At 71.7% G+C, this 23581-nt stretch carries 25 protein-coding genes; 15 read left to right on the forward strand and 10 right to left on the reverse strand.

Features of this window, described 5'->3' with window-relative positions:
- The first annotated feature begins 62 nt into the window (after positions 1-62).
- The 11 genes from DVR05_RS24410 to DVR05_RS24460 all read left to right on the forward strand — a co-directional run bounded on the left by DVR05_RS24410 (position 63) and on the right by DVR05_RS24460 (position 7936).
- Positions 63-425: a hypothetical protein gene (locus DVR05_RS24410; protein ID WP_116248291.1), complete on the forward strand. Its 363-nt coding sequence runs from the start codon at positions 63-65 to the stop codon at positions 423-425.
- The gene (locus tag DVR05_RS24415) at positions 418-840 is read left to right on the forward strand and encodes a hypothetical protein (RefSeq protein ID WP_116248254.1); all 423 of its coding nucleotides are present in this window, start codon (positions 418-420) and stop codon (positions 838-840) included. Before DVR05_RS24410 ends, DVR05_RS24415 begins: the two co-directional genes overlap by 8 nt.
- 63 nt (positions 841-903) lie before the next feature.
- Positions 904-1761: a sulfurtransferase gene (locus DVR05_RS24420; protein WP_198659336.1), complete on the forward strand. Its 858-nt coding sequence runs from the start codon at positions 904-906 to the stop codon at positions 1759-1761.
- Positions 1762-1938: 177 nt separating this feature from the next.
- A complete protein-coding gene (locus tag DVR05_RS24425) occupies positions 1939-2544 on the forward strand; it encodes a DUF4178 domain-containing protein (RefSeq protein ID WP_116248256.1) in 606 nt (201 codons plus the stop codon).
- 7 nt (positions 2545-2551) lie between these two features.
- Positions 2552-3064, forward strand: coding sequence for a DUF2617 family protein (locus tag DVR05_RS24430; RefSeq protein ID WP_116248257.1), 513 nt, complete (start codon positions 2552-2554; stop codon positions 3062-3064).
- Positions 3065-3126: 62 nt separating this feature from the next.
- Positions 3127-3474 (forward strand): hypothetical protein, encoded by a 348-nt coding sequence (locus DVR05_RS24435; RefSeq protein ID WP_116248258.1) that lies wholly within the window; start codon positions 3127-3129, stop codon positions 3472-3474.
- 161 nt (positions 3475-3635) lie between these two features.
- Positions 3636-3920 carry a hypothetical protein gene (locus DVR05_RS24440; RefSeq protein WP_116248259.1) on the forward strand — a complete coding sequence of 95 codons (285 nt, stop codon included), beginning with the start codon at positions 3636-3638 and terminating at the stop codon, positions 3918-3920.
- A 69-nt stretch (positions 3921-3989) separates the two neighbouring features.
- Positions 3990-4418: a DUF350 domain-containing protein gene (locus tag DVR05_RS24445; protein ID WP_116248260.1), complete on the forward strand. Its 429-nt coding sequence runs from the start codon at positions 3990-3992 to the stop codon at positions 4416-4418.
- Positions 4419-4489: 71 nt separating this feature from the next.
- The gene (locus DVR05_RS24450; protein ID WP_116248261.1) at positions 4490-6055 is read left to right on the forward strand and encodes a polyamine aminopropyltransferase; all 1566 of its coding nucleotides are present in this window, start codon (positions 4490-4492) and stop codon (positions 6053-6055) included.
- Between the two features lie 349 nt (positions 6056-6404).
- The gene (locus tag DVR05_RS24455) at positions 6405-6752 is read left to right on the forward strand and encodes a helix-turn-helix transcriptional regulator (RefSeq protein ID WP_116248262.1); all 348 of its coding nucleotides are present in this window, start codon (positions 6405-6407) and stop codon (positions 6750-6752) included.
- Positions 6749-7936, forward strand: coding sequence for an MFS transporter (locus DVR05_RS24460; protein WP_116248263.1), 1188 nt, complete (start codon positions 6749-6751; stop codon positions 7934-7936). The genes DVR05_RS24455 and DVR05_RS24460 overlap by 4 nt, the downstream gene beginning before the upstream one ends.
- A gap of 86 nt (positions 7937-8022) precedes the next feature.
- On the opposite strand, the gene DVR05_RS24465 is transcribed toward DVR05_RS24460, so the two are convergent.
- The 6 genes from DVR05_RS24465 to DVR05_RS24490 all read right to left on the reverse strand — a co-directional run bounded on the left by DVR05_RS24465 (position 8023) and on the right by DVR05_RS24490 (position 15455).
- Entirely contained in the window at positions 8023-9447 is a 1425-nt protein-coding gene (locus DVR05_RS24465) for an FAD-binding oxidoreductase (protein WP_116248264.1), read from the reverse strand.
- 226 nt (positions 9448-9673) lie between these two features.
- A complete protein-coding gene (locus tag DVR05_RS24470; RefSeq protein WP_116248265.1) occupies positions 9674-10531 on the reverse strand; it encodes an ABC transporter permease in 858 nt (285 codons plus the stop codon).
- A complete protein-coding gene (locus tag DVR05_RS24475) occupies positions 10528-11382 on the reverse strand; it encodes an ABC transporter permease (RefSeq protein WP_116248266.1) in 855 nt (284 codons plus the stop codon). Before DVR05_RS24475 ends, DVR05_RS24470 begins: the two co-directional genes overlap by 4 nt.
- 5 nt (positions 11383-11387) lie before the next feature.
- Positions 11388-12656: a spermidine/putrescine ABC transporter substrate-binding protein gene (locus DVR05_RS24480; protein ID WP_198659337.1), complete on the reverse strand. Its 1269-nt coding sequence runs from the start codon at positions 12654-12656 to the stop codon at positions 11388-11390.
- Between the two features lie 89 nt (positions 12657-12745).
- On the reverse strand, positions 12746-13906 hold the full coding sequence (locus DVR05_RS24485; protein WP_116248267.1) for an ABC transporter ATP-binding protein: 1161 nt from the start codon (positions 13904-13906) through the stop codon (positions 12746-12748).
- Between the two features lie 100 nt (positions 13907-14006).
- A complete protein-coding gene (locus tag DVR05_RS24490) occupies positions 14007-15455 on the reverse strand; it encodes a gamma-aminobutyraldehyde dehydrogenase (RefSeq protein ID WP_116248268.1) in 1449 nt (482 codons plus the stop codon).
- A gap of 237 nt (positions 15456-15692) precedes the next feature.
- Between DVR05_RS24490 and DVR05_RS24495 the strand changes: the two genes are divergently transcribed.
- From DVR05_RS24495 to DVR05_RS24505, 3 genes are all read left to right on the forward strand, one after another.
- Complete coding sequence (locus tag DVR05_RS24495) at positions 15693-17069, forward strand: aspartate aminotransferase family protein (protein WP_116248269.1); 1377 nt, start codon at positions 15693-15695, stop codon at positions 17067-17069.
- 144 nt (positions 17070-17213) lie between these two features.
- The gene (locus DVR05_RS24500) at positions 17214-18086 is read left to right on the forward strand and encodes a hypothetical protein (protein WP_116248270.1); all 873 of its coding nucleotides are present in this window, start codon (positions 17214-17216) and stop codon (positions 18084-18086) included.
- A 187-nt stretch (positions 18087-18273) separates the two neighbouring features.
- Positions 18274-19041: a peptidoglycan recognition family protein gene (locus DVR05_RS24505; protein WP_116248271.1), complete on the forward strand. Its 768-nt coding sequence runs from the start codon at positions 18274-18276 to the stop codon at positions 19039-19041.
- 19 nt (positions 19042-19060) lie between these two features.
- Here the strand turns inward: DVR05_RS24505 and rox are convergent, their stop codons facing one another.
- The 4 genes from rox to DVR05_RS24525 all read right to left on the reverse strand — a co-directional run bounded on the left by rox (position 19061) and on the right by DVR05_RS24525 (position 22229).
- Positions 19061-20488, reverse strand: a complete 1428-nt coding sequence (rox, locus tag DVR05_RS24510) for a rifampin monooxygenase (RefSeq protein WP_116248272.1) — start codon at positions 20486-20488, stop codon at positions 19061-19063.
- Between the two features lie 307 nt (positions 20489-20795).
- Positions 20796-21101 (reverse strand): hypothetical protein, encoded by a 306-nt coding sequence (locus tag DVR05_RS24515; RefSeq protein ID WP_157982536.1) that lies wholly within the window; start codon positions 21099-21101, stop codon positions 20796-20798.
- A 275-nt stretch (positions 21102-21376) separates the two neighbouring features.
- A complete protein-coding gene (locus DVR05_RS24520; RefSeq protein ID WP_116248274.1) occupies positions 21377-21634 on the reverse strand; it encodes a sigma factor-like helix-turn-helix DNA-binding protein in 258 nt (85 codons plus the stop codon).
- A 136-nt stretch (positions 21635-21770) separates the two neighbouring features.
- Entirely contained in the window at positions 21771-22229 is a 459-nt protein-coding gene (locus tag DVR05_RS24525) for a flavodoxin family protein (protein WP_116248275.1), read from the reverse strand.
- A gap of 180 nt (positions 22230-22409) precedes the next feature.
- On the opposite strand from DVR05_RS24525, the gene DVR05_RS24530 reads away from it, so the two are divergent.
- On the forward strand, positions 22410-23393 hold the full coding sequence (locus DVR05_RS24530; RefSeq protein WP_157982537.1) for a DUF4352 domain-containing protein: 984 nt from the start codon (positions 22410-22412) through the stop codon (positions 23391-23393).
- Positions 23394-23581: the final 188 nt, after the last annotated feature.

Raw genomic sequence — 23581 nt, forward strand, 5'->3', positions numbered from 1 at the left:
GTCGTTGACGGCGGACCGCTGACATGGGCGGACGTCAGGAAGCGAGCGTGAGCGGAGGCGCCGTGGTCGACTGGCTGACCATGACGATTCAGATGGCGTCGCTGGCGATGGCCGGGTGGTGCCTCGTCTCGACCTTCCGCGACCGACCGATGACCGTCCCGCACCTGGTCGGCATGGGTGTCCTGTGGCTCCTGGTGATCGGACAGGCGGTCGTCTCGGCCGTGGCGATGATCGGGGGCGACCGCCCCGCCGAGACGGTGATGTTCGTGTCCTATCTGGCCACCGTGGTCCTCCTCCCGCCCGCCTGCGCGGTGTGGGGGTTCATGGAGCGCAGCAAGTGGGGCCCGGCCGTCATCGCCTTCGCCTGCCTGGTGCTCCCGGTCCTCCTGGTCCGCCTCGAACAGCTCTGGAACCCCGTTGTCTGACACCGCGACGCCCGCCGACACGACCCTGCGCACCGGCCCCGGACGGCTCCTGGTCGCGGTGTACTCCGTGTTCACCCTGGCCGCCACCGCGCGCGGCTCCTACCAGCTGGCCACCAGGTTCGACGAGGCCCCGCTGGCGTACGGCCTGTCCGTGGCCGCGGGCCTGATCTACCTGGTCGCCGCCGTCTGCCTGGCCCGGGCCGGACGTACCTCCCGCACGGTCGCGCTGGTCTCGTGCGGCGTCGAACTGGTCGGCGTGCTCACGGTCGGCGCGCTCAGCGTGTTCGTCCCGGGCCTGCTGCCCGACGACACCGTGTGGTCCCGGTTCGGCTCCGGCTACGGGTTCGTCCCCCTGGTCCTGCCCGTCCTCGGACTGTGGTGGATCCTGCGCGTGCACCGGGCGGACCACCGCTGACCGGGCCGGCTCTCCAGCGAGGCGGCCGCGTGTCGTTCCCCGCCACGATCTAGGCTGGCGGCCATGTCCGAACCCTTGACCCTCCCCGTGGCCGTGTCCGCCGAGTGGCTCCGCGACCACCTCGACGACGTGGTCGTCGTCGACTCCCGCTGGTACCTCGACGGCCGATCCGGGCACGAGGCCTACCTCTCCGGTCACCTGCCCGGCGCCGTGTTCACCGACGTCGACACCGACCTGGCCGCCCCGGCCAGCCCCGAGGGCGGGCGCCACCCGCTGCCCTCTCCGACCGACTTCGCCGCCGCGCTCGGGCGCCTGGGCATCGGCGACGACGCCGCCGTCGTGGTCTACGACGACGCGAACGGTTCCGTCGCCGCCCGCCTCGTGTGGATGCTGCGCGTCCTGGGCACCCCCGCCGCCTTCCTCGACGGCGGTCTGCGGACCTGGACGGGCGAGCTGGAGAAGGGCCAGGTGACGCCCGAGCCCGTCCACCGCACCGCGCGCGCCTGGCCCGCCGACCGCGTCGTGCACACGCCCACGCTCTCCGCCCAGACCGACGACCCCGCCCACCTGATCCTGGACGCCCGCGTGTACGGCCGCTACACCGGAGAGGCGCCCGCCCCCGTGGACGCCCGTCCCGGCCACGTGCCCGGCGCGCGGAGCGCCGAGTGGCCCGCCAACCTGGACGACGACGGCCGCCTGGCCGCACCCGAGGTCCTGCGCGAGCGCTTCGCCGCGCTCGGGGCGGACTCCGCCACCACCGTGACCGCCTACTGCGGCTCCGGGGTGACCGCCTGCCACGACCTCCTGGCGCTGGAGCACGCCGGGTACACGCGCACGCGGCTCTACCCCGGTTCGTGGAGCCGCTGGGGCGCCGACGACAGCCTGCCGGTCGAGACCGGCGACCCCCACCGCTCCCGGTAGCCTGCCCACGTCACAACCCCGCACAGCCCGGCCGTCCGCGCGGTTCCCCGCCGGACGGCCGCTCCGCCTGACCGTTTCCGGCCAGGGACGAAACCGTGCGGCGCCCGGGCACGTCAGAGGAGGGACGCCCACGGGCGCCGTCGGCACCAGTTCCACCCCACAGCCAAGCGAGGAACCTTGACCACCGCACTCCTACTGCTGCTCCTGGTGATCGTCATCGGCATCCTGATCGCCGTCGTGATCGGGTCGAACCGCTCACGCGGGAAGGAATCGACGATGAAGTCCGCGCAGCCCACGCCCCGGGACCCCTTCGCCCCCGAGGGCGACACCACCGGCGACCCCCGAACGCTCAAGGCGGGCGACATGCTCGACTGGGGCCACGAGCGCACCTGGATCCGCGGCTCCCTGCGGCTGTCCGAGGGCGGCTTCACCTGGTCCGAGCACTTCCTGGAGGTCGACGGCGGCAAGCGCTGGCTCTCCGTGGAGGAGGACCCCGACCTGGAGCTGGTCCTGTGGACCGCCCGCCCCGACACCGAACTGACCCCGCACGCCAAGACCCTGGAGTTCGAGGGCGTCACCTACCGGTTGGAGGAGAGGGGCAGCGGCTCCTACCGCTCCGAGGGCACCACGGGGCTGCGGGCCCAGGGCGGCCTGGACTACGCCGACTACGAGTCCGCCGACGGCCGACTGCTGTCCTTCGAGCGGTTCGACCACGGCGGCTGGGAGGTCGCGACCGGCCAGAAGATCCTCCCCGGCAGCTTCACGATCTACCCCGGGAGCTGATCGGCACGTGCGCGCGAGCATCAGCACGCCCTTCGTCGACACCCGGGCCGAGGACCTGGTGTGGACTCTGAACCACCCCCTGGTCGAGCCGCTGGCCGCCCGCACCGTCGAGCGCCCGGGGCTGCGGGTCCAACTGCGGGTCCTCGGAGCGTCCCACCAGGTCGTCGTGGAGCGGGAGTCCGGGAACGGGACCGCCCCCCTCGTCGAGACGGTCGCCTGCCTGCCGGGGTTCACCGGCGGGCTGCCCGGTGACGCCGTCCTGCCCTCCTGGGGGCTGGGCGACTACCGCTTCACGTCGACCGTCGAGACGCTCGCCGCCAACGGCCTGTCCCGCCGGATCGACCGTCTCCGCGCGGAGGTGGCCGACTCCCCCGGCGGCCTGTACGTCACCTTCCCGGGTGACCCCCTCGCCGTGACCGCGCTGCACCTGGCCCCCGAGTCCCCCCTCGGTTGGCGGACCTGGCACGCCTACCCCCAGAGCGGCGAACTGGTGTCGACGGCGGCGACCATCACCCCCTGACCGAGGATCTCCCCGTGTGCCCCATCCCCTGACCCTCCCCCACCCCCGAGGAGACCCCCTCCATGGACGAGGTCCACCAGTCCGACGAGGACGGCGCCAGGAACAGGGTGATCACGGTGCTCGTGATCATCGTCGCCGTCCTCCTGATCCTGGCGCTGATCGGCTCGTGCAACGACAGCGGCGACGTCAGCTCCAGCATCAGCAGCAGTACCAGTACCAACAGCAGCACCAGCACTCGGCACTGCCCCGACGATGACGACGTCTCGGACCCGTACTACGACGATGACGACTGCGAGAACGGCTCCAGCGGCTCCGGCGGAGGCGGCCTCTTCATCTCCGGTGGCAGCGGCGGCTCGTACAGCGGCGGCGGCAGCGACTTCCGCGGCGGAGGCCCCAGCTCCGGCAAGTAGGGGCGGTACCCTGCGGTTTCGGGCATACGGGCGTCCCCGACGCACGGATGCGCCACGGGAACGGACCGGGAGCGCCGGCCCGGCACGGAACGTCCACCCCCGCCACAGGTGCGCTGGCTCCCCCGACCGTGACCATCCCCCACCCATGAGGAGATCCCCACATGAAAGACGCCAGCGGAGCGCACGGCTCCGACAGCACCGGCAGGAACACCCTGATCACGGTGCTGGTGATCGTCGCGGCCGTCATCGTGATCCTGGTCCTGATCTCAGCCTGCGACAACGGCGCGACCAACTACTGCCCGGACGACGACTACGTCTCGGACCCGACCTACGACGATGACGACTGCGAGAACGGCTCCAGCGGCTCCGGCGGAGGCGGCGTCTTCATCTTCAACAGCGGTGGCGGCAGCAGCTACCGCGGCGGCGGATCCGGCTTCGGCAAGTAGCATTCAGGCACGTCACGACACCTACCACGACATCACGACCCCCTTCCCCCAACCTCGCAGGCAAGGATCATGAACGACCTTCTCCTCAACTCCCTGGCCGCCCTCGCCTACGGCGGTGTGGGCATCGCCGTCCTGATCGTCGGCTACCTGGTGGTCGACCTCCTCACCCCCGGCAGGCTGCACACGCTCATCTGGGAGGACCGCAACACCAACGCCGTGCTGCTGGTCTCGGCCAACACCCTGGGCACGGCGATCGTCGTCCTCTCCGCGATCCTCAGCAGCGAGTCCGAGGTGGGCCTGGCCGCCGGTCTGCTGTCCACCGCGGTCTACGGGGCGATCGGTCTGGCCGTGATGGCCGTGTCCTTCCTCCTGATCGACCTCATCACCCCGGTCAAGATCGCCCGGATGATCAGCGACCCCGAACCGCACCCGGCCACCTGGGTCAGCGCCACGGCGCACGTGGCCATCGCCCTGGTGGTCGCGGCCGCCCTCACCTGAGGAGCGACGGCCACCGCACCGACCGGCCCGGGACCCCGGCCGGTCCCCTTCCGACAGTGAGGCGTGCCCCGTTGACCGAGACCACCACCCGACCGGCCCCCAGGCTCCCGGTTCCGCCCCGCGCGGCGCGGTTCCTCGTGCTGACCGCGGTGTTCGTGTGCGCCGCGTGCGGCCTGGTGTACGAGCTCGCGCTGGTGGCGATCGGCAGCTACCTGCTGGGCGACACCATCACCCAGGCCTCCGTGGTCCTGTCGGTGATGGTGTTCGCCATGGGGGTGGGCTCGCTGCTGTCCAAGCGGTTCCAGGGCAACCCCGCGCTGTCCTTCGCGGTGGTCGAGGGCCTGCTGTCGCTGGTCGGCGGGTTGTCGGTGCTCCTGCTGTACGGGGCCTTCGCCTGGTTCTCCGCCTACCAGCCCGCGATGGTGGCGCTGTCGTTCGTGATCGGCGCGCTCATCGGCGTGGAGATCCCCCTGCTGATGACGCTGATCCAGCGCATCCGGCGGCAGGACGCCTCCGAGGCGGTCGCCGACCTGTTCGCCGCGGACTACGTCGGCGGGCTCATCGGCGGTCTCGCCTTCCCCTTCGTCCTGCTCCCCCTCCTGGGCCTGCCCAAGGGCTCGGTCATGGTCGGCGCGCTCAACGCCGTGGTGGGGGTGGCCGTCGTGCTGTGGCTGTTCCGCTCCCAACTGGGCCGCCGTGCCCACGCGGGGCTGACCGCGGGCCTGGTCCTGGTCCTGGGCGTGCTCGGGCTGGCCTTCGCCTACGCCGACCAGTTCGAGGTGGACGCGCGCCAGGCGCTGTACCGCGACCCGATCGTGCACGCCGAGCGCTCCGAGTACCAGGAGATCGTGCTCACCCGGTCGCTGGACGGCGAGGACGTGCGGATGTTCCTCAACGGGTCCCTCCAGTTCTCCACCCTGGACGAGTACCGCTACCACGAGTCGCTGATCCACCCGGTGATGGACGGCCCCCGCGAGGACGTCCTCGTCCTGGGCGGCGGAGACGGCCTGGCGCTGCGGGAGATCCTGGCCTACGACGACGTCGACTCGGTGACCCTGGTCGACCTCGATCCGGCGGTCGTGGAGCTGGCGTCGACCGACCCGGTGATCCGCCGGGTCAACGGGGACTCGTTCCAGGACCCGCGGGTGGAGGTCGTCAACACCGACGCCTTCCGCTGGCTCCAGGAGAACGGGCGGGAGTTCGACGCGGTGGTCGCCGACCTCCCGGACGGGGACGACGTGGGCACCGCCAAGCTGTACTCGGTGGAGTTCTACGCGCTGATCGCCGAGGCCGTGGCCGAGGACGGGCGGCTGGTCGTCCAGGCGGGCTCCCCGTTCTTCGCCCCGGAGGCGTTCTGGAGCGTGGGCCACACCCTGGAGGAGGCCGGACTGGCCGCGACGCCGTACAACGTGGACGTGCCCTCGTTCGGCAACTGGGGCTTCTACCTGGCCGCCAAGGACGCGGCTCCGACCCCGACCCTGCCCGAGGACGCGCCGCCGCTGCGCTTCCTCGACGAGGAGCTGCTCGCCGCCGCGCTGGTGTTCCCCAAGGACCGGCGCGACCCCGGGGTGGAGGGCTCCACCCTGATGCACCCGCGCGTGATCGACTACCAGCGGGGTGCCTGGCGCGGGTACTGACCGGGGGCGGGGCGGAGGTTCCGGCCGCTCCGGAACCCGCGCCGGGGCTCCGGAGCCGCACACACTGACACCGCGCGGCCTGGGAACTCGGGCCGGTGGGCGGCCACGCGGTGGACCTGGATCGGGGAGACACCACCATCCTGGACACGGGGCGGCTCTCCGGCGGCGACGCCACGCCGCCCCGCGTACCGCCCGGGACAACTCTTACCCGGCCTTACCCACCCCTTTCCGACGGCTCACGCGGGAGACGACCCGCGTGGGCCGCTCCGTCGTGCCCGCCCCCACATTGATCGTGCGACTATTGTCGAACTATTATCGTGCGATAATAGTCGAACGATTCGAGGTCGCCATGTCCCCTGCCCGTACCTACGTCCATCCCGACCGGGAGGACATCGCGCTGCCCCGGGTGCTCTTCGCACTCAGCGAACCCCTCCGCCTGGCGATGGTGCGCAAGCTCGCCGACGAGGGCGAAGTGGACAGCGTCGAACTCGGCCCCGACCTGCCGCGCTCGACGCTGACCCACCACACGGGACTGCTCCGGGAGTCCGGGGTGGTGTTCGTGCGCGCCCAGGGGCGCAAGTGCATGATCAGCCTGCGCACCGAGGACCTCGCCGCGCGCTTCCCCGGCCTCGTCGAGACGGTGCTCGCCGGGTACGACGCCGACGACGCGCCCGCGGCCGGGGAGGACGCGAAGTGATCCGTCGGCTCTGGCCCCTGGTCGTCGCCACCGTCTCGCTCGGGGTCGACGCCTACGTGCTCGCCGGGGTGCTCCCCCGGATCGCGGACTCCCTGACCACCACGGTCGGCGCGATCGGGCTCGGTGTCACCGCCTTCACCGGCGCCTACGCGCTGGCCGGACCGCTGCTGTCCGGCCCGCTGGTCGCCGGGTCCACCCGCCGGGGCCTGCTGCTCGCGCTCACGGTGTTCAACGGCGGGAACCTCCTCACCGCGCTCTCCCCGAACCTGGAGACCTTCCTCGCCGCACGCGTCGTCGCCGGGATCGGCGCCGGTGTGCTCAGCGCCGTGGCCACGGCGACCGCGGCGGCCACGGTCGCCCCCGAACAGCGGGGCCGCGCCATGTCCCTGGTGACCTTCGGCCTCTCCGCCGGGACCGTGGCCGGGGTCCCGCTGGGCATGCTCATCGGCGCCCAGGTCGGCTGGCGCTGGACCGTGGGGCTGGTCGTGGCCGTCGGCTCCGTGAGTCTGCTCGCCCTGCTGTCCCGCTCGCGCCCCCTGCCCGCCATCGGGAGCGGCGCCGGGACCCGCCTGTCCTCGGTCACCGTCCCGCAGGTCGCCGCCGGGGTCATCCTGGCGTTCGTCGCCGGTCTGTCCAGTCTCGGGCTCTACACCTACCTGGTGCCCGTGGCGCAGGACCGGGGCCTGGCCGCCTGGGGCTTCGCCCTCGTCTGGGCCTGGGGCGCCGGCGGTGTCGCGGGCTCCGCCCTGGTGGGACGCCCGATCGACGCGCTCGGATCCCACCGCGTGCTGCCGGTCACCACCGGTCTGCTCCTCGCGTCCTTCCTCGCCCTCGCCCTCCTCGACGGCCCGGCCGTGTGGGTCGTCGCGGTCGTCCTGTGGGGCGCCTGCGGCTGGGCGACCGTGCCGACCCTCCAGGACGCGCTCACGCGCACGCGTCCCGGGCGCACCACGTCGATCGTCGCCTTCCAGATGGCCGCCGTCTACCTCGGCTCGGCGGTCGGGTCCGCCGTCGGCAGCGCCCTGCTCTCCTCCGGCACCGAGCCCGGGCGCCTGCCCGCGTGGGCGGCGGGCGCGGGCGTGGTGGCGTTCGCGCTCTCACTCCTGGTCGCCCGTCTCCGGGACCGGCGCCCCGCCGCGGATCGGGCGGCCGCGGGGCCCGGCGCCGCCGCGACCGACGCCTGACACGCCGCGGCCCGGGCCGACGATCGGCCCGGGCCGCCCCCGTCCGAGCCCGGGAGCCCTCACTCCCCCGGGCCCGGCGGCCTCTCCTAGCTGTCGAAACCCAGACCCATCGCGTCCAGGGTCCGCAGCCAGAGGTTGCGTTTGCCGCCGTTGCGGTCGGCGGCGGCCGTCGACCGCAACGTCAGCTCGATCCCCAGCGACCGCACCGGCTCCGGCGGGAACGGCAGCGGCTTCTCCCGCACCATCCGCAACCGGGTGCGTTCGGTGTCCAGTCCGTCGAGCTTGTCGAGCATCACCTGCGCGCCGAACCGGGTCGCCCCGACGCCGAGGCCGGTGTACCCGGCCGCGTAGGCCAGCCGACCCTTGTGCGCGGTGCCGAAGAACCCGGAGAACCGGCTGCACGTGTCGATCACCCCGCCCCAGGTGTGCGTGAACCGCACGCCCTCCAGCTGCGGGAAGTTCTCGAAGAAGTGCTCCGCCAGCTTCCGGAAGGTCTCCGGCCGCTGGTCGTACTCGGGACGCACCTTGCCTCCGTAGTGGTGCACGACGTCGTAGCCGCCCCACAGGATCCGGTTGTCCGAGGTCAGCCGGTAGTAGTGGAAGAAGTTGGACGCGTCCCCCACGCCCTGACGGCCCTTCCACCCGATCGACGCCATCTGCTCATCGCTGAGCGGCTCGGTCATCAGCGCGTAGTCGTACACCGGGGCGAGGTAGTGCTTGAGGCGGCGCAGCGGGCCGGGGAAGGCCCCGGTGCCCCACGCGACCTTCGGCGCGTGCAGCGCGCCCGCGCCGGTCTCCAGGCGCAGTCCGGAGTGCGTGGAGCGGATCGCCCGCACGGGTGTGTTCTCGAAGATCCGCACACCCAGCTCCAGACACGCGGCCCGCAACCCCCACGCGAGCTTGGCCGGGTGCACCATCGCGACCGAGTCGGGCTCGTACAGCGCGCCGACGTAGGTGGGCGAGTCCACCTCCCGGCGCATCCGCTCGGCGTCCCACACCTGGGCCTCGTACCCCAGCGCGCGCATGGCCGCCGCGGACTCCTCGAAGCCCTCCGCCTGCCAGGGCGCGGTGGCCACGAGGATCTCCCCGGTGCGCTCGAACTCGCACTCGATCCCGTACCGCCGGACCGCCTCCTCGATCCCGTCGAGGTTGGCCCGCCCCTGCCGCTCCAGCTCGCCGATCTCCTCGGGCCAGCGCTCGGCGCCGTTGTCGTACCCGTGGGTGAGGCTGGCCGCGCAGAAGCCGCCGTTGCGCCCGGAGGCAGCCCACCCGGCGGTTCTCGCCTCCACCAGCACCACGTCGCGGCCGGGGTCGCGCTCCTTGGCGATGAGCGCGGTCCACAGTCCGCTGAACCCGCCGCCGACCACGACGAGGTCGGCGTGGACGTCACCGGTCAGGGACGGCGCGGGTTCGGGCACGTCGTGGCCCTCGATCTCGGGGTCCAGCCAGAAGACCTTCGGGCGAGCGCCCCTCAGCGCCCTCTCCGCTCGCGCGGTCGCTCCGTCGGCCATGGGTTATCACTCCGTCTTTCTCGTGACCGCGTCCGCCGACGTCCGGCGGGCACGGGTCCCCCGTTCGGGGAAGGGGGGAGGCGGTCCGGCATGGACGGATGGTGCCGGACCTCCTCCCCCTCCGCACGTGCGACACACCCGGGATCCGGGATCCCTCGGCTGCGGCGCGGTGCGGGGTCGTCGGTCGGGGCTCGGCGGCGTCCCCTCGGGTGCGCCGCCGCCCCGCTCACCGTCTGCGCCGGCTGCTGATCACGTTGGCCACGGCCAGGATGACACCGACCAGGAAGAGCAGCGTGCCCATGACGTTGACCTGCGGCGGGATGCCCACGCGCGTGGTGCCCCAGATCCACAGCGGGAAGGTCGTCACGTCGCCGCTGACGAACGAGGTGATGATGTAGTCGTCGATCGACAGCGCGAAGGCCAACAGCCCGCCCGACATCACCGCCGGGAACAGCATCGGCAGGGTGACCAGCCGGAACGTGGTGAACGGTCCAGCGCCCAGGTCGCGGGCGGCCTCCTCCAGACGCGGGTCCAGCGTGATGACGCGCGCCCGCACGGTGATGGCGACGAAGGACACGCAGAACATCACGTGCGAGACCACCGTCGTCCAGTAGCCCGTGGTCACGTTCATCATGAGGAACGTGGACAGCAGGGCGGCGCCGATGACCACCTCGGGCGCGCTGATCGCGGAGAACATCACCAGGTTGGTGAGCTGCTTGCCCCGGAAGGTGAACCGGCCCAGCGCCAGGCCGAGGAGGGTGCCGAGCACCCCGGAGATCACCATGGTCAGGAGCGCGATGCTCACCGAGTTGAACATCGCCTGGTTCAGGTCCGGGTAGGCCAGCGCGTCCTGGTACCAGCGGAGGGTGAACCCCTGCCAGGTGATGTTGTGCCGTCCGGCCGGGTCGTTGAAGCTGAACGCGACCATGAACAGGATCGGCAGGAAGAGCCAGGCCAGGACCGCGATCGTGTAGAGGCGGCCCCAGTCGGTCCGTCGCCGCGCACGCGCGGGACGCCGCCCGGGCCCGGTGCCCTCCGGGGTTCGCGGGGCGGGCTCGGTGGGTGTGTGGACTCCGGTGCTCACGCGTGCACCTCCATGACCCGCTCGGTTCCCAGGGCCCGCGCGTAGCTGAAGATGCCGGCCAGCAGGAGCCCCATGAGGACGAAGGTGATCGCCGAGGCGATCGGGTAGTTGTTGTTGACCAGGTACTGGGTCTGGATGACGTTGCCGATCATCGTGTTGTGCGTGCCGCCCAGGACCGACGAGTTCACGTAGTCGGAGCTGGTCGGGATGAAGGTCATCAGCACACCGGCGAACACGCCGGGCAGCGACACCGGCAGGATCACCCGGAGGAACGCCTGGACCCGGCCCGCGTACAGGTCGTGGGCGGCCTCCACCAGGCGCGGGTCCATGCGCTCCAGGACGGCGTAGATCGGCAGGACCATGAACGGCAGGAAGTTGTAGGCCAGGCCCAGGATCACCGCGGGCGAGGAGTTCAGGACGGCCGCGTCGGACGGGATCAGCCCGATTGACTTCAGGGTGCCCAGCACGACGCCGTTGTCGGCGAGCAGGAACCGCCAGGAGATGGTCCGCAGCACGAACGACACGAAGAACGGCAGCAGGATGAGCAGCAGATACGTGGACTTGTGCGCCCCGCCCCGGAAGGCGATCCAGTAGGCCATCGGGTAGCCGATGACGATGCACAGCAGTGTGGCGCAGCCCCCGTAGAACAGGGAGCGGACGATCTGCTCCCAGTAGGTGCCGACGGCCTCGACGTAGTTGCCCACCTCGAAGGTCTGCTGGAAGCCGGTGACCACGTTTCCGGTGGTCAGCGACAGCGACAGCATCCCGCCGATGGGCACGACGAAGAACATGGCCAGCCAGACCCAGGCTGGCAGCACCAGCACGTAGGGAGTGCTCTTTCGGTTACTCATGGCGGTCAGCTCTGCGTGATGGCGTGGAAGAGGGAGGCGAACTGCTCCTGGTCCTCGGCGGCCAGGTTCACGAAGTTGTGCAGCCGCTGGTACTCGTCCTCGGTCGGGAAGACGAGCGAGCTCTCGGCCATGTCCGTGAGCGCCTCGGCCCGCTCGGAGTCGCCCTCGGCGGCGGCCCACTCCCGGAAGACCTCCTGGACGTAGGGGACCGGTGTGATGTAGGCGATGTACTCGGTGAGCCCGGCGGCGATCTCCGGCTCGTACAGGAAGTTCATCAGCTCGATCGCGTCGACCGGCGCCTGCGAGGTGTAGGGGATCATCATGCAGTCCGTCCAGAGGGTGGCGCCCTCCTCGGGGACGACGAACTTGAGGTTCGTGCCCTCCTCGGCGTTCTGCTGGTAGATGTCGCCCGACCAGGCCATGGTCATCCACAGGTCGCCGTTGGTCAGCGGCTGGATGAAGTCCTGCGCGTAGTAGGCGCGCACGATCCCGGCGTCGCGCTGCTCGCGCAGGGCCGCGGCGGCGGCCTCCCAGTCCTCCAGGGTGGAGTCGGCGGGGTTGACTCCGTTGTAGAGGAGGCCGAAGTTGGCGATCTCCTGGGCGTCGGACATCATGCCGACCTTACCCTCGAACGCCGGGTCCCACAGGTCGGCGATGCTGGTGATCTCCCGGTCCACGTAGTCCGGGTTGTAGGCGATGCCGGTGATGCCCGAGGTGTAGGGGATCGTGTACCGGTTGCCGGGGTCGTAGGCGGTGTTGCTGTACACCTCACCCGCGTAGTCGGCGTAGTTGTTCAGCCTGGTGTGGTCCAGCTGCACGAGGTAGCCCAGTTCGATGAGCTTGGCCAGCTCGAAGCCGTTGGGCAGCACCATCAGGTCGTAGCCGGTGTCGTCGCCGTTGGCGAGCTTGGGCTGGATCTGCCCGAAGAACTGCGCCGCCTCCTGCACGTCCTCCTTGTAGTCCACCTCGATACCGGTGGCCTCGGTGAACTGCTGGAGCTGCGTGCGCTCGGAGTCCATGTACAGCGGCCAGTTGCCGAACCGCAGGGAGCCGGTCCGCTCCTTGCCGCCCCAGTAGTCCTCGACGGACTCGGAGTCGCGCTGTTGGCCGCCGACCCCGCAGGCGGACAGGGCGAGCGCGGCGGCGGCCACGCCGCCCGCCTGGAGGGTGCTGCGACGGCTGATGCCGGGCACGGACAGCGGGCCGCGCTGTCGGCGGCGGGTCAGTCCGCGCAGGAGTTCAGGGGACAGGTGCGGGCGAGGACGGTGGTTCATGTCGGTATTCCCTGCTTCTGGTCGGGGGATGCGGCTGTGGTGACCGGGCCGGTCCGGAGCGCTGTCCGCGGGACCCGGCGGTGGTCGGGTCAGTCGGACAGCGCGTAGGAGTGCTCGGGCGGCCAGGACAGCCACACCCGTTCACCCCGTTCGGCGACCAGGCCCGCCCCCGAGGCGTTCTGCTGGAAGACCGTGACCTGCTGGTCGGATCCGATGTCGACCTGGTAGTGCGTGGCCGAACCGAGGTAGACGGTCTCGGTGACCGTCCCGGGCACGCGGCTGACCGTTCCCTCGGGCTCGGCCGTGCCGATGTGGACCTTCTCCGGGCGGACGGTCAGGTGGACCTCGCCGCCCGCCTCGGCGCCGTCGGGCAGTTCGGCGGCCAGGGCGGTGGCGCCCTCGCCGACCTCGACCCGCCAGGGTCCCCCCTCGGACCGGTCCCGGACCACGCCCGTGAGCAGGTTGCTGGTCCCGATGAAGTCGGCGACGAAGCGGGTGGCCGGGTGCTCGTAGATCTCCGCGGGCGTGCCCAGTTGCTCGACCCGGCCGTGGTTCATCACCGCGATCCGGTCCGACATGGTCAGCGCCTCGCCCTGGTCGTGGGTGACGTAGACGAAGGTGATGCCGACCTCGCGCTGGATGCGCTTGAGTTCGACCTGCATGGACTGGCGGAGCTTGAGGTCCAGAGCGCCCAGGGGCTCGTCGAGCAGGAGCGCTCCGGGCTGGTTGACCAGGGCCCGGGCCAGCGCGACCCGCTGCTGCTGGCCGCCGGAGAGCTGGGAGGGCCGGTGCTTGGCCCGGTGGCCCAGCTCGACGAGGTCGAGCATCTCCGCGACGCGGGTGCGGATCTCGGCCTTGGCGACACCGCGTCGCCGGAGCCCGAAGGCGACGTTGTCGGCGACGCTCATGTGCGGGAAGAGCGCGTAGCTCTGGAAGACCATGTTGACGTCGCGGTGGTTGGCCGGGATCCCGGTGACGTCGCGGCCGTCGAGCCGGACGGTGCCGGAGGTCGGTTCCTCGAACCCGGCGATCATGCGCATGGTCGTGGTCTTGCCGCACCCCGAGGGGCCGAGCAGTGAGAAGAACTCCCCCGCGCCGATGGTCAGGTCGACCCCGGCCACGGCCGTGACCGTCTCCGAGCCCGAACGGAAGGACTTGGTCACGCCCTCCAGGCTGATGGCGGGTTCCCCCGTCCGGGTCGGGGGCTCGGCCGCCGCCTCCGGGGCGGACGTGGTGGTGGTGGTTGCCATGGCGGGGTGGTTCCTATCAGCTCGCGTTCCAAGGGGATGCCGGTCGGGCCGCCCGGCCGCGGGGTCGCGGTCCGGGGCGGCCGCCGGGTCGGGTTCGGCGTCAGTCACCGATGTAGCTCATGACGTGCTTGATCCGCGTGTACTCGTCGAAGGAGTACATCGACAGGTCCTTGCCGTATCCGGAGTGCTTGAAGCCGCCGTGCGGCATCTCCGCGGTGATCGGGATGTGGGTGTTGATCCACACGCAGCCGAAGTCCAGGCGGCGCGAGACGCGCAGCGCCCGGGCGTGGTCCCTGGTCCAGACGCTGGAGGCCAGGCCGTACTCGACGGAGTTGGCCCAGGCCACGGCGGTGTCCTCGTCGGTGAACCGCTGCACGGTGATGACCGGGCCGAAGATCTCGTCGGTCACCAGCTCGTCGCCCTGCCGGAGGCCGGAGACGACGGTCGGGGCGTAGAAGAAGCCCTCGTCGCCGACCCGCTCGCCGCCGGCGAGGATCTCCGCGTGGTCGGGGGTGCGCTCCAGGAAGCCGCTGACCCGGGCGAGCTGGTTGGCGTTGTTGACCGGGCCGAACAGGGCGTCGGCGTTGCTCGGCGGACCGGTCACGGTGCCGCGGGCCTGCTCGGCGAGGGCGGCGGCCAGGTCGTCGTGGACGCCCGGCGCGGCGAGGACGCGGGTGGCGGCGGTGCAGTCCTGGCCCGCGTTGAAGAACCCGGCCTCGGCGATCCCGGCGGCGGTGCGCTCGATGTCGGCGTCGTCGAAGACGATGACCGGCGCCTTGCCGCCCAGCTCCAGGTGGAGGCGCTTGAGGTCGCGGGAACCGGCCTGCGCGACCTCGAACCCGGCGCGGGTGGAGCCGGTCAGCGAGATCAGCTGGGGGATCTTGTGATCGACGAGCGCGCGTCCGGTGTCGCGGTCGCCGCAGATCACGTTGAACACGCCCGCGGGGAGGAACTCGGCGGCGATCTCGGCGAGCAGCAGCGTGGAGACCGGCGTGGTGTCCGAGGGCTTGAGCACGATGGTGTTGCCCGCCGCCAGCGCGGGGCCGATCTTCCAGGCGGCCATCGCCATCGGGTAGTTCCACGGCGAGATCTGGCCGACGACGCCGATGGGTTCGCGGCGGATCCACGAGGTGTGGTCTGCCATGTACTCGCCCGCGGCGCGGCCCTCCAGGTTGCGCGCGGCCCCGGCGAAGAACCGGAGCGCGTCCAGGACCTGGGCGATCTCCTCGCTCTTGGTCAGTGCGACGGGCTTGCCGCAGTTGCGCACCTCGGCCGCGACCAGTTCGTCCGCGCGGGCCTCGACCGCGTCGGCGAACCGGTTGAGGGCGATCTGCCGCTCGGCCGGGGTGGTGTCGCGCCACCCGTCCTCGAAGGCGCGCCGGGCGACCTGGAAGGCGTGGTCGACGTCGGCGGCGGAGGAGACGGGAGCCGTGGCGAAGACCTTGCCCGTGGCCGGGTCGACGATGTCGCTGCGGATCCCGTCGATGGTGTCGACGTACTTGCCGTCGACGAAGTTCCGGAGGTGCTCCAGGTCGTTGCCCTGTGTCACGTCTGCTCCCTTGGCTGGTCAGGCACGTCGCGCGCGTTTTTCCGTGTCTTGGATCACGTTGCCATCAGCGCAGCAGAAGTTCAAGTGATTCCGTTGTAAAGGTTCGGTTTCGCGACGGATACTTGACAAGATCAGTCTTAGTGCCACTATTTCTATAGCGGGTCCATGCAGGGACCCACGGGTCGACCGACCTTCCACACGGTCCCCGCACCTACCCAGCGATCATGGGAGCACCAAGTGGCAGCGAGCCTGAGCCCGCAGGACGTTCAGCGGGCCGCCAAGGACCATCTGTGGATGCACTTCACGGAGATGGCCGCCTACGACGACGCCGACGTCCCCGTCATCACCCGCGGTGAGGGCGTCCACGTCTACGACTCGAACGGCAAGAAGTACCTGGACGGCCTCGCGGGGCTGTTCGTCTCCCAGGCCGGGCACGGCCGCACGGAGATCGCCGACGCCATCGCCGAGCAGGCGAAGGAGCTCGCGTACTTCCCCATCTGGACCTACGCCCACCCCAAGGCCGCCGAGCTGGCCGCGCGGATCGCCGACCTCGCCCCCGGCGACCTGAACCGCGTGTTCTTCACCACCAGCGGTTCCGAGGCCGTCGAGTCCGCCTGGAAGCTCGCCCGCCAGTACTTCAAGGCGATCGGCGAGCCGCTCCGGCACAAGGTGATCAGCCGGAAGATCGCCTACCACGGCAGCAGCCTCGGCGCGCTGTCCATCACCGGCCTCCAGGGCATCAAGACCCAGTTCGAGCCGCTGGTGCCGAGCACCATCCAGGTGCCCAACACCGACTTCTACCGCGCCCCGGTCCACGGGGACGACCCCGAGGCCTTCGGCCGCTGGGCCGCCGACCAGATCGAGGACGCGATCCTCCAGAACGACCCGGACACCATCGCCGCGGTCTTCGTGGAGCCGGTGCAGAACTCCGGCGGCTGCTTCCCGCCGCCGCCCGGCTACCTCCAGCGCGTCCGCGAGATCTGTGACCGCTACGGCGTGCTCATGGTCTCCGACGAGGTCATCTGCGCCTTCGGCCGCCTCGGTGAGTACTTCGGCGCCACCAAGTACGGCTACGTGCCGGACATGATCACCTTCGCCAAGGGCGCCACCAGCGGTTACGTCCCGCTGGGCGGTGTGATCGCCCGCGAGCGCCTGATGGAGCCGTTCAAGGAGGAGGGCAACGTCTTCCTGCACGGCATCACGTTCGCCGGGCACCCGGTCGCCGCGGCCGCCGCGTTGGCCAACATCGACCTGTTCGAGAAGGAGGGCATCCTCGACAACGTCCGCAAGAACGCCCCGGTGTTCCGCGCGACGCTGGAGAAGCTGCTCGACCTGCCGATCGTCGGCGACGTGCGCGGAGACGGGTTCTTCTACGGCATCGAGCTGGTGAAGGACAAGGAGACCAAGGAGGTCTTCACCGCCGAGGAGTCGACCCGACTGCTCAAGGGCTTCCTCTCCCAGGCCCTGTTCGAGGCCGGTCTGGTCTGCCGCGCCGACGACCGCGGTGAGCCCGTCGTCCAGCTCTCGCCGCCGCTGACCTGCGGCCCGGAGCACTTCGAGGAGATGGAGCGCATCCTGCGCAAGGTCCTCACGGAGGCGTGGGAGCGGCTCTGACCCCGCCGTCCCACGGTCCGCGTGCCCCCGCCCCCGACTTCCGGGCGGGGGCACGCCCCTTTCCCCGGGACGCCCCGGGGTGAACCACGACGGGGCCGGGCGCGTCGAAACCGGTATCCCATCGGTCCGACGCTCGGAGCCCCCATGCCGAACGCGCGCCAGGAGTTCGTCGTCCCCGCCGTGTCCGAGGCCCGGCTGGCCGAGCTCACCGCCGCCCTGCACGATGTCCTGGCGAGCCTGCGGGTGGAGTGCGGTCGTGTGCTGCTGCCGCCGCTGGCGGAGTTCGCCGACCTGGGGATCGCCGGGGTGGTCGGGGCCCGCCGGGGCGAGGCCGCGCGGGCGGGGGAGGCCGAGGCCGTCGTGCGACTGGTCCACGGCGAGCACCTCCTCCCCGGCGCCGTGTACCGCGTCCGGCTCCCGGAGGTCGGACGGCCGGACGGGGAGGACCGCCCGGAGGAGGAGCCGCACGTCGAGGTGACCGTGCACGCGTGGGACCGGGTCGGGACGAGCTGGCTGACGGTCGCCCTCCTCGACGGCGACTGGGCGCACACCGTGGGGATCGAGCTGCGCCGCACCCCACGCGGGTTCTCCTGGCTGGGACTCGTGGGCAGCGTGCTGTCCGGCGACAGGGAGGTGGAGACCAGGAGCGTGACGGTGGACGCCGACCGCTGGGCGGCGCGGCTGCGGGGCGAACCCGGCCCCGCCCCCGTCTCGATCCGCGTGTCCCGCCCGGCCGGGAGGACGGTGTTCCGGCTGACCCCGGTCGCGACCGCCGACGGGCGGTGGACGGTGCTCCTGGACGCCGAGGCGGATCCGGCCGAGAACCCCGCGCGGGCCGACGCGACGGATCCGCCCGGGACGGCCCGGCTGATCGCCACGGCCTGGCGGCTGCTCGTGGCGGAGGTCGACCTGGTCACCGACCTCCGGCGGGCGGCCGACGCGCTGCGACGGGCGGACCCGCGGTTCCCGCTCACGGTGCCCCTCCCGAACCTCGCCGCCCCGGACGGCTCCCGGTAGGCCGCGACCTCCACCGCGCGGGACGGAGCACGGAGGCGCACGGGGACGGCGCGATGGCGTGAACAGCCGAGATTCGTCCCGCTGGGGCTGGCGTTCTCGGCCGATCGCGCACACAATCGGTAACAGGCGGTAATCCAGCGTAGAGGCCCGTCTCGGCGAGTCCCTCCCAACCCGCAGGAGGCCACCCGTGATCGACTATCGGCGGACCTACTTCGGCTGGTCCGCGTCCTCCCCCGCCGCCCACGCCGACCCGGGGTCCGGGCTCGTCGTCCACTACAACGGCGCCGCGACCCACCTCGACGACCACGCCGAGTGCGTCTCCTACTGGAAGAACACCCGCGACCACCACGTGTCCGGCCGCGGGTGGGCCGACATCGGGTACAGCTTCGGCGTCTCGGTCGAGGGCCACGTCTTCGAGGGCCGGGGGCTGTACCGCTACCAGGCCGCCCAGGGCACCACCGCCGGGAACGCCAGCTACTACAGCGTGTCCCTGATGATCGGCGACGGTGAGAGGCCCACCCCGGCGCAGATCGACGGGGTGCGGCGGCTCCGCGCCTGGCTCACGGCCGAGCACGGCGTGTCCGGGACCGTGCTCGGCCACCGCGACTTCGTATCCACCTCGTGCCCCGGCTCGGAGCTCTACGCCCTGGTCGAGGACGGCACCTTCACCCAGGCCCCCGGGGCCCCCTCAGGAACGGGAGACGAGATGCTCGGACTCAAGGTCGGTGACAGCGGCAGCCGGGTCACCCTGCTCCAGCAGATGCTCACGTACGCGGGCGCCAGCCTGCCCGAGTACGGGGTCGACGGCGTCTACGGCCAGGAGACCTCCGACGCCCTGCTGTGGGTGCGCAGGCAGATGGGTTCCAAGGCCACCGACGGCGACAAGGTCACCAGCTACGCGCTGGCCCAACTGCACGCCCAACTCGCCCGCCACCAGTCCGCCGCCGTGGGCTGAGGGCGGGCCGCCCACGGTGTCAGTCGACGGCGGCGCCGAACCACCGGGGGAGCTGTTCGAGCAGTTCCCCCTGGTCGTCACCGGCCCACGCCACGTGGCCGTCCGGCCGCAGCAGCACCGCGGGCGCGTCCAGTTCCGCGCTGGTGTCGACGACGTGGTCGACCCGGTCCGCCCAGCCCGCCGCGGAGAGCCGTCCGGTCTGGTCGAGCAGCAGGCCGCGCCCGCCGCGTGTCAGCTCGTAGAGGCGGCCCCGCTCCAGGGCGATGTCGCGCATCCGCGCGCCGAGCAGCGCGTGTCCCGCACCGAAGTCGTACCTGACCGCGATCGCGGTGATCCTCTCGACGAGGTACCGGTTCACCTCCTCGAAGTCCATCAGCTCCGACAGCAGCCGACGCACCGCCCGGGGGCCCGGTTCGGTGGACATCAGCTCCGTCTGCGCGCGGGTGTTGTCCAGCACGTCGGCGCCCACGGGGTGCCGTTCGGCGTGGTAGCTGTCCAGCAGCCCCTCCGGTGCCCAGCCGTCCACCTCTGCGGCCAGTTTCCAGCCGAGGTTGAACGCGTCCTGGATACCGAGGTTGAGCCCCTGCCCGCCGACCGGCGGGTGGATGTGCGCCGCGTCCCCGGCGAGCAGCACCCGGCCGATCCGATAGCGCTCGGCCTGCCGGGTGGCGTCACCGAACCGGGACAGCCAGCGCGGCGAGCGCACGCCGAAGTCGGTGCCCGCGACCGCCCGCAGCCGCCGCCGCACGTCCTCCAGGGTCGGCGGGACGGAGCGGTCCTCGGCCACTCCCTCGGCGGGCACGACGACGCGGTACACCCCCTCCCCGACGGGGCCGACACCGAACCGCTTCTGCGTCCGGCGGACCTCGGCCACCGTCGCGGCCACCGTCTCCGGGTTCGCTGTCACCTCCATCTCGCCGATCAGCGTCTCGACTCTGGCGGGCTCACCGGGGAAGCCGACGCCGAGCAGCTTGCGCACCGTGCTGCGGCCGCCGTCGCATCCCACGAGGTAGCGTGAGCGCAGCCGCGAGCCGTCGGCCAGTTCGGCGGTCACCCCCTCGTCGTCCTGGCTCAGTCCGACCAGTTCGCGGCCGCGCCGGATATCGGCGCCGAGTTCGGCGGCGCGCTCGGCCAGCATGCGGTCGGTGACGGGCTGGGGGATGCCGAGGACGTAGCCGTGCGCGGTGTCCAGCCGCTCGGGTGAGGGCTTGGGGATGGCGGCGAAGAAGCCGCCGACCGGGTACGTGCGGCCGTGTTCGAGGAACCGCTCCAGCAGACCGCGCTGGTCCATCACCTCGATGCTGCGCACGTGCAGGCCGAGCGAGCGGACGACCCTGGTCGGCTCCGTCTCCCGCTCCAGCACGACCACGTCCACACCGTGCAGCCGCAGTTCACCGGCGAGCATCGCACCGGTCGGACCGGCGCCGACCACGATCACGTCAACCATGAAACCCCCGCTCAGACAGTTCGACCGTCGGCCGGACGCTCCGCGTGTTCCGGCGACGGTCGACGATTCTGCGGCACGACCCGGGTCTTGCCGCAAGCCCCCGGGTGCGCTATAGGTTGAAAGTGGCGGGGAGTCCCCAGAACCCCCGGCGACACCCGCGACGTCCCGGCCCCGGTCAGCCGCACCGCGATCCGCCCCGCACACGAGGGGAGCCCCCCGCGCTCGCGAAGGGCTCCCGCTCCGTCACGCCCGTCGGGCGACCCGTGTCCGGCCGGACCGACCGCTCGGAGGAGGGCGTCCGGTCCAGTTAGTCCAGCACGCGGTAGCTGCGGGCGGGGAAGCCGGTCTCGCCCCCGGACTCGACCACCCGAAGGGGACCCGCGCAGTCACCGAACATGTAGACCGCCACCGGGCCCTCGGTGCGGTTCTGGAACTCGCTGGTCGGGTCCCCCTCGGACACCGTGTAGCAGCCCACGGCCGGGTTCTGGTGGACGTACCACGCACCTCCGTCGAAGGTCCACAGGAGGATCCCGTCGGCGGCGGAGGCCGGTGCCACCGTGGCCAGGACCAGGCCCCCCGCCATGACCACAGCACCGAGAAGACGCTTCATCATCAGCTCCGTTCACCTTGAGTGACGTTACGCCACCCAAGGTGTCCACACTCGGCGGCGCGGAAACCCCGTCGCCACCGGCGAGACGCGGGGGCTTCGGGGCGGGCCTCTCCGTTCCCGACGAAACTCGCCAATCCCCCCGACGAATCCGGCATCCCCGGCGGCGGTTCCGTTCCACGGCGCCGCGCCCCTCGTCCCGACCGGCGTGTCCCCGGGTTTTCGGATGCCCCTTCCCACCCGGAAGGGACGTCCTCGACCCGGGACCGGTCGGCGAACGGTCAGCCGCTGAGCCCCCGGGAGATCTGGTCGACCCTGCTGGCGCTCAGCCCCAACTCCTCGCCGATCGCCCGCAGTGTGAGCCCCTGGCCGCGCAGCTCGACGACGGCGGGGCGGCGCACCTCCTTGAGCGCCGCCTCGATCTCGGCGAAGGCGGCGAGCGTCTCCCCGACCAGGCGCGCGCGGGTCATCGGGTCCGCCTCCGACTCGATACGGGTGGGGAGGGCGCGCAGATCGGTGAGAATGTCCGTGATCTCCATGTCTGACGAATGTAGGGGGTGGGTCTCCTCCGCGCCACAGGCCCGGAACGCGGTCCGGCGGGAGGCGGAGGATCGACGCCGGTCACGGGGCCGCCGCCGGGAGGGCGTGCCGCGGCACTGGCCGGAACAGGCCACCTCAGACCTCCCCGAGCGCGGCGAGCGCCATCACCGCCCCCAGCTCCCAGCACGCCTCCCGGGCCTTGGCGTCCGGCCTGCCCGTCACCGACAGCGGGGGCCGCTGCCGCCGCCAGCCCATCCCCCCGGCGATCGACTCGACCGCGCGCACCGCCCCCGACGTGTCGTTGTCACCGTGGACGTACAGCGCGTACGGCAGTCCCTCCGTGTCACCCTGCGCGGGGTAGTACACGTTGTCGAAGAAGTACTTCAGGGCACCCGACATGTACCCGATGTTGGCGGGTGTCCCGAGCACCACCGCGTCGGCTTCCAGCAGGTCGGGGACGGTCGTGGACAGCGCCGACTTCGTCCCCACCTCCACTCCTTCGATATCGTCGGTGTGGGCACCGTCGAGCACCGCCGACAGCATCTCCTGGGTGGCGGGCGAGACGGTGTGGTGAACGATGAGCAGTCGTGCCATGACCCCACAGTAGGCACGTCACGGGAACCGATCCGCTCCCGTCGGCGTCTGACCCGACAGAGAACGAGCAGCCGCTGATCGCGGGCGTCCCCGGCCGACGCCTCGACCCGAACCCGCGGGCGGGAAGCACCCCCCGGGCTCGGGCGCTCGCCCCGCTCACGGCAGAAAGCCAGGACCGCCATGAGCCAGCCTCCTCCGCACGACCCCTACCAGGGGCCTCCGCCCGGTATGCCCCCGCAGGGACCCCACAACACCGGTGGACAGCCCCCGATGGGTCCGCCCACCGGCGGGCAGCCGCCGATGGGTCCGCCGCCTCCCCCTCCCCCGGGCGGCCCGGGGATCCCCGGGTCCCCCGGCGACCCCTACGGCCACGACCCCTACGGCCACGGCGGCGACCCCTACAACCAGGGCGGTTCGCCCTACGGTCCGCCCGGCGGCCCCCACCCCCAGCAGGGCGCCGACCCGTACGGAGCCCCACCCCAGGGCGCCTCCTACGCGGCCGCCCCGCCGATCGACCCCTACGGCAACCCGTACGGCCAGCAGCAGCCGAAGAAGACCTCCCCCTGGCTCTTCCTCGGCCTGGGCTGCGCCGCGCTGTTCGTCATCGGCGTCGTCGTGGTGGTCCTGGTCTCGGTCCTCTTCAACGGAGACGACGCGCAGACCGTCGAGGCACGTGAGCCCAGCGACCAGTCCGAGGCCATCGACCCGCTGGACGAGGAGCCCGAGGAGCCCGTCGAGCCGGAGGAGCCCGCGGGCCCCGGGGTCGACACCTCCGACATGGAGACGGTCGGCAGCGAGTTCGAGTACGACGGCATGTCCTTCACCGTCACCGGCGTCGACGTCGTCGACGAACTGAACGGCACCGAGGCGGACGGCGAGTTCCTCGTGGTCGAGATCGACGTGGCCGACGCCTCCGGCACGGGCGCCAACTGGTTCTGGATGGACGAACAGCACGTGTACGAGGCGGACGGCACCCAGTACGAGGAGGCCTACGACCTCACCCAGGAGATCAACGGCGACGTCTACCAGGTCCTGGACCCGGGGGGCGCCGTCTCCGGCGTGACGATCGCCTTCGACGTGCCCGACGCGGACGACATCACCTACCTGGGCCTGAGCACCCAGACCTACGGAGGAAACGAGACCTACGTGTCCCTGGTCGACTGACCCGCCGGTCGGACGCGGCCCCGGCCCGTCCGACGGCGGCGCGCGACGCACGCCCCGTACGGCCCTCCGCCCGCCCCGGGTGGGGGGTCGTACCCGTGGGAGCGCGGGCGTGGCGGAGGGTGACCGCGCCTGGGACGCCGGAGGGCTGTGCGGGGAATCCCGCATATGTAGGGACCTCTGAAATTCGC

The organism is Nocardiopsis sp. FIRDI 009 (assembly GCF_003386285.1).
Classification (GTDB): domain Bacteria; phylum Actinomycetota; class Actinomycetes; order Streptosporangiales; family Streptosporangiaceae; genus Nocardiopsis.

Excerpts from the sequence above, each read along its gene's own strand:
- DVR05_RS24465 (WP_116248264.1), bottom strand. The coding sequence starts at position 9,447 with ATGGCCGACGGAGCGACCGCGCGAGCGGAGAGGGCGCTGAGGGGCGCT.
- DVR05_RS24515 (WP_157982536.1), bottom strand. The coding sequence starts at position 21,101 with ATGATGAAGCGTCTTCTCGGTGCTGTGGTCATGGCGGGGGGCCTGGTC.
- DVR05_RS24435 (WP_116248258.1), top strand. The coding sequence starts at position 3,127 with ATGGACGAGGTCCACCAGTCCGACGAGGACGGCGCCAGGAACAGGGTG.
- DVR05_RS24525 (WP_116248275.1), bottom strand. The coding sequence starts at position 22,229 with ATGGCACGACTGCTCATCGTTCACCACACCGTCTCGCCCGCCACCCAG.
- DVR05_RS24475 (WP_116248266.1), bottom strand. The coding sequence starts at position 11,382 with ATGAGTAACCGAAAGAGCACTCCCTACGTGCTGGTGCTGCCAGCCTGG.
- DVR05_RS24455 (WP_116248262.1), top strand. The coding sequence starts at position 6,405 with ATGTCCCCTGCCCGTACCTACGTCCATCCCGACCGGGAGGACATCGCG.
- DVR05_RS24530 (WP_157982537.1), top strand. The coding sequence starts at position 22,410 with ATGAGCCAGCCTCCTCCGCACGACCCCTACCAGGGGCCTCCGCCCGGT.
- rox (WP_116248272.1), bottom strand. The coding sequence starts at position 20,488 with ATGGTTGACGTGATCGTGGTCGGCGCCGGTCCGACCGGTGCGATGCTC.
- DVR05_RS24500 (WP_116248270.1), top strand. The coding sequence starts at position 17,214 with ATGCCGAACGCGCGCCAGGAGTTCGTCGTCCCCGCCGTGTCCGAGGCC.
- DVR05_RS24485 (WP_116248267.1), bottom strand. The coding sequence starts at position 13,906 with ATGGCAACCACCACCACCACGTCCGCCCCGGAGGCGGCGGCCGAGCCC.
- DVR05_RS24420 (WP_198659336.1), top strand. The coding sequence starts at position 904 with ATGTCCGAACCCTTGACCCTCCCCGTGGCCGTGTCCGCCGAGTGGCTC.
- DVR05_RS24440 (WP_116248259.1), top strand. The coding sequence starts at position 3,636 with ATGAAAGACGCCAGCGGAGCGCACGGCTCCGACAGCACCGGCAGGAAC.
- DVR05_RS24520 (WP_116248274.1), bottom strand. The coding sequence starts at position 21,634 with ATGGAGATCACGGACATTCTCACCGATCTGCGCGCCCTCCCCACCCGT.
- DVR05_RS24480 (WP_198659337.1), bottom strand. The coding sequence starts at position 12,656 with ATGAACCACCGTCCTCGCCCGCACCTGTCCCCTGAACTCCTGCGCGGA.
- DVR05_RS24445 (WP_116248260.1), top strand. The coding sequence starts at position 3,990 with ATGAACGACCTTCTCCTCAACTCCCTGGCCGCCCTCGCCTACGGCGGT.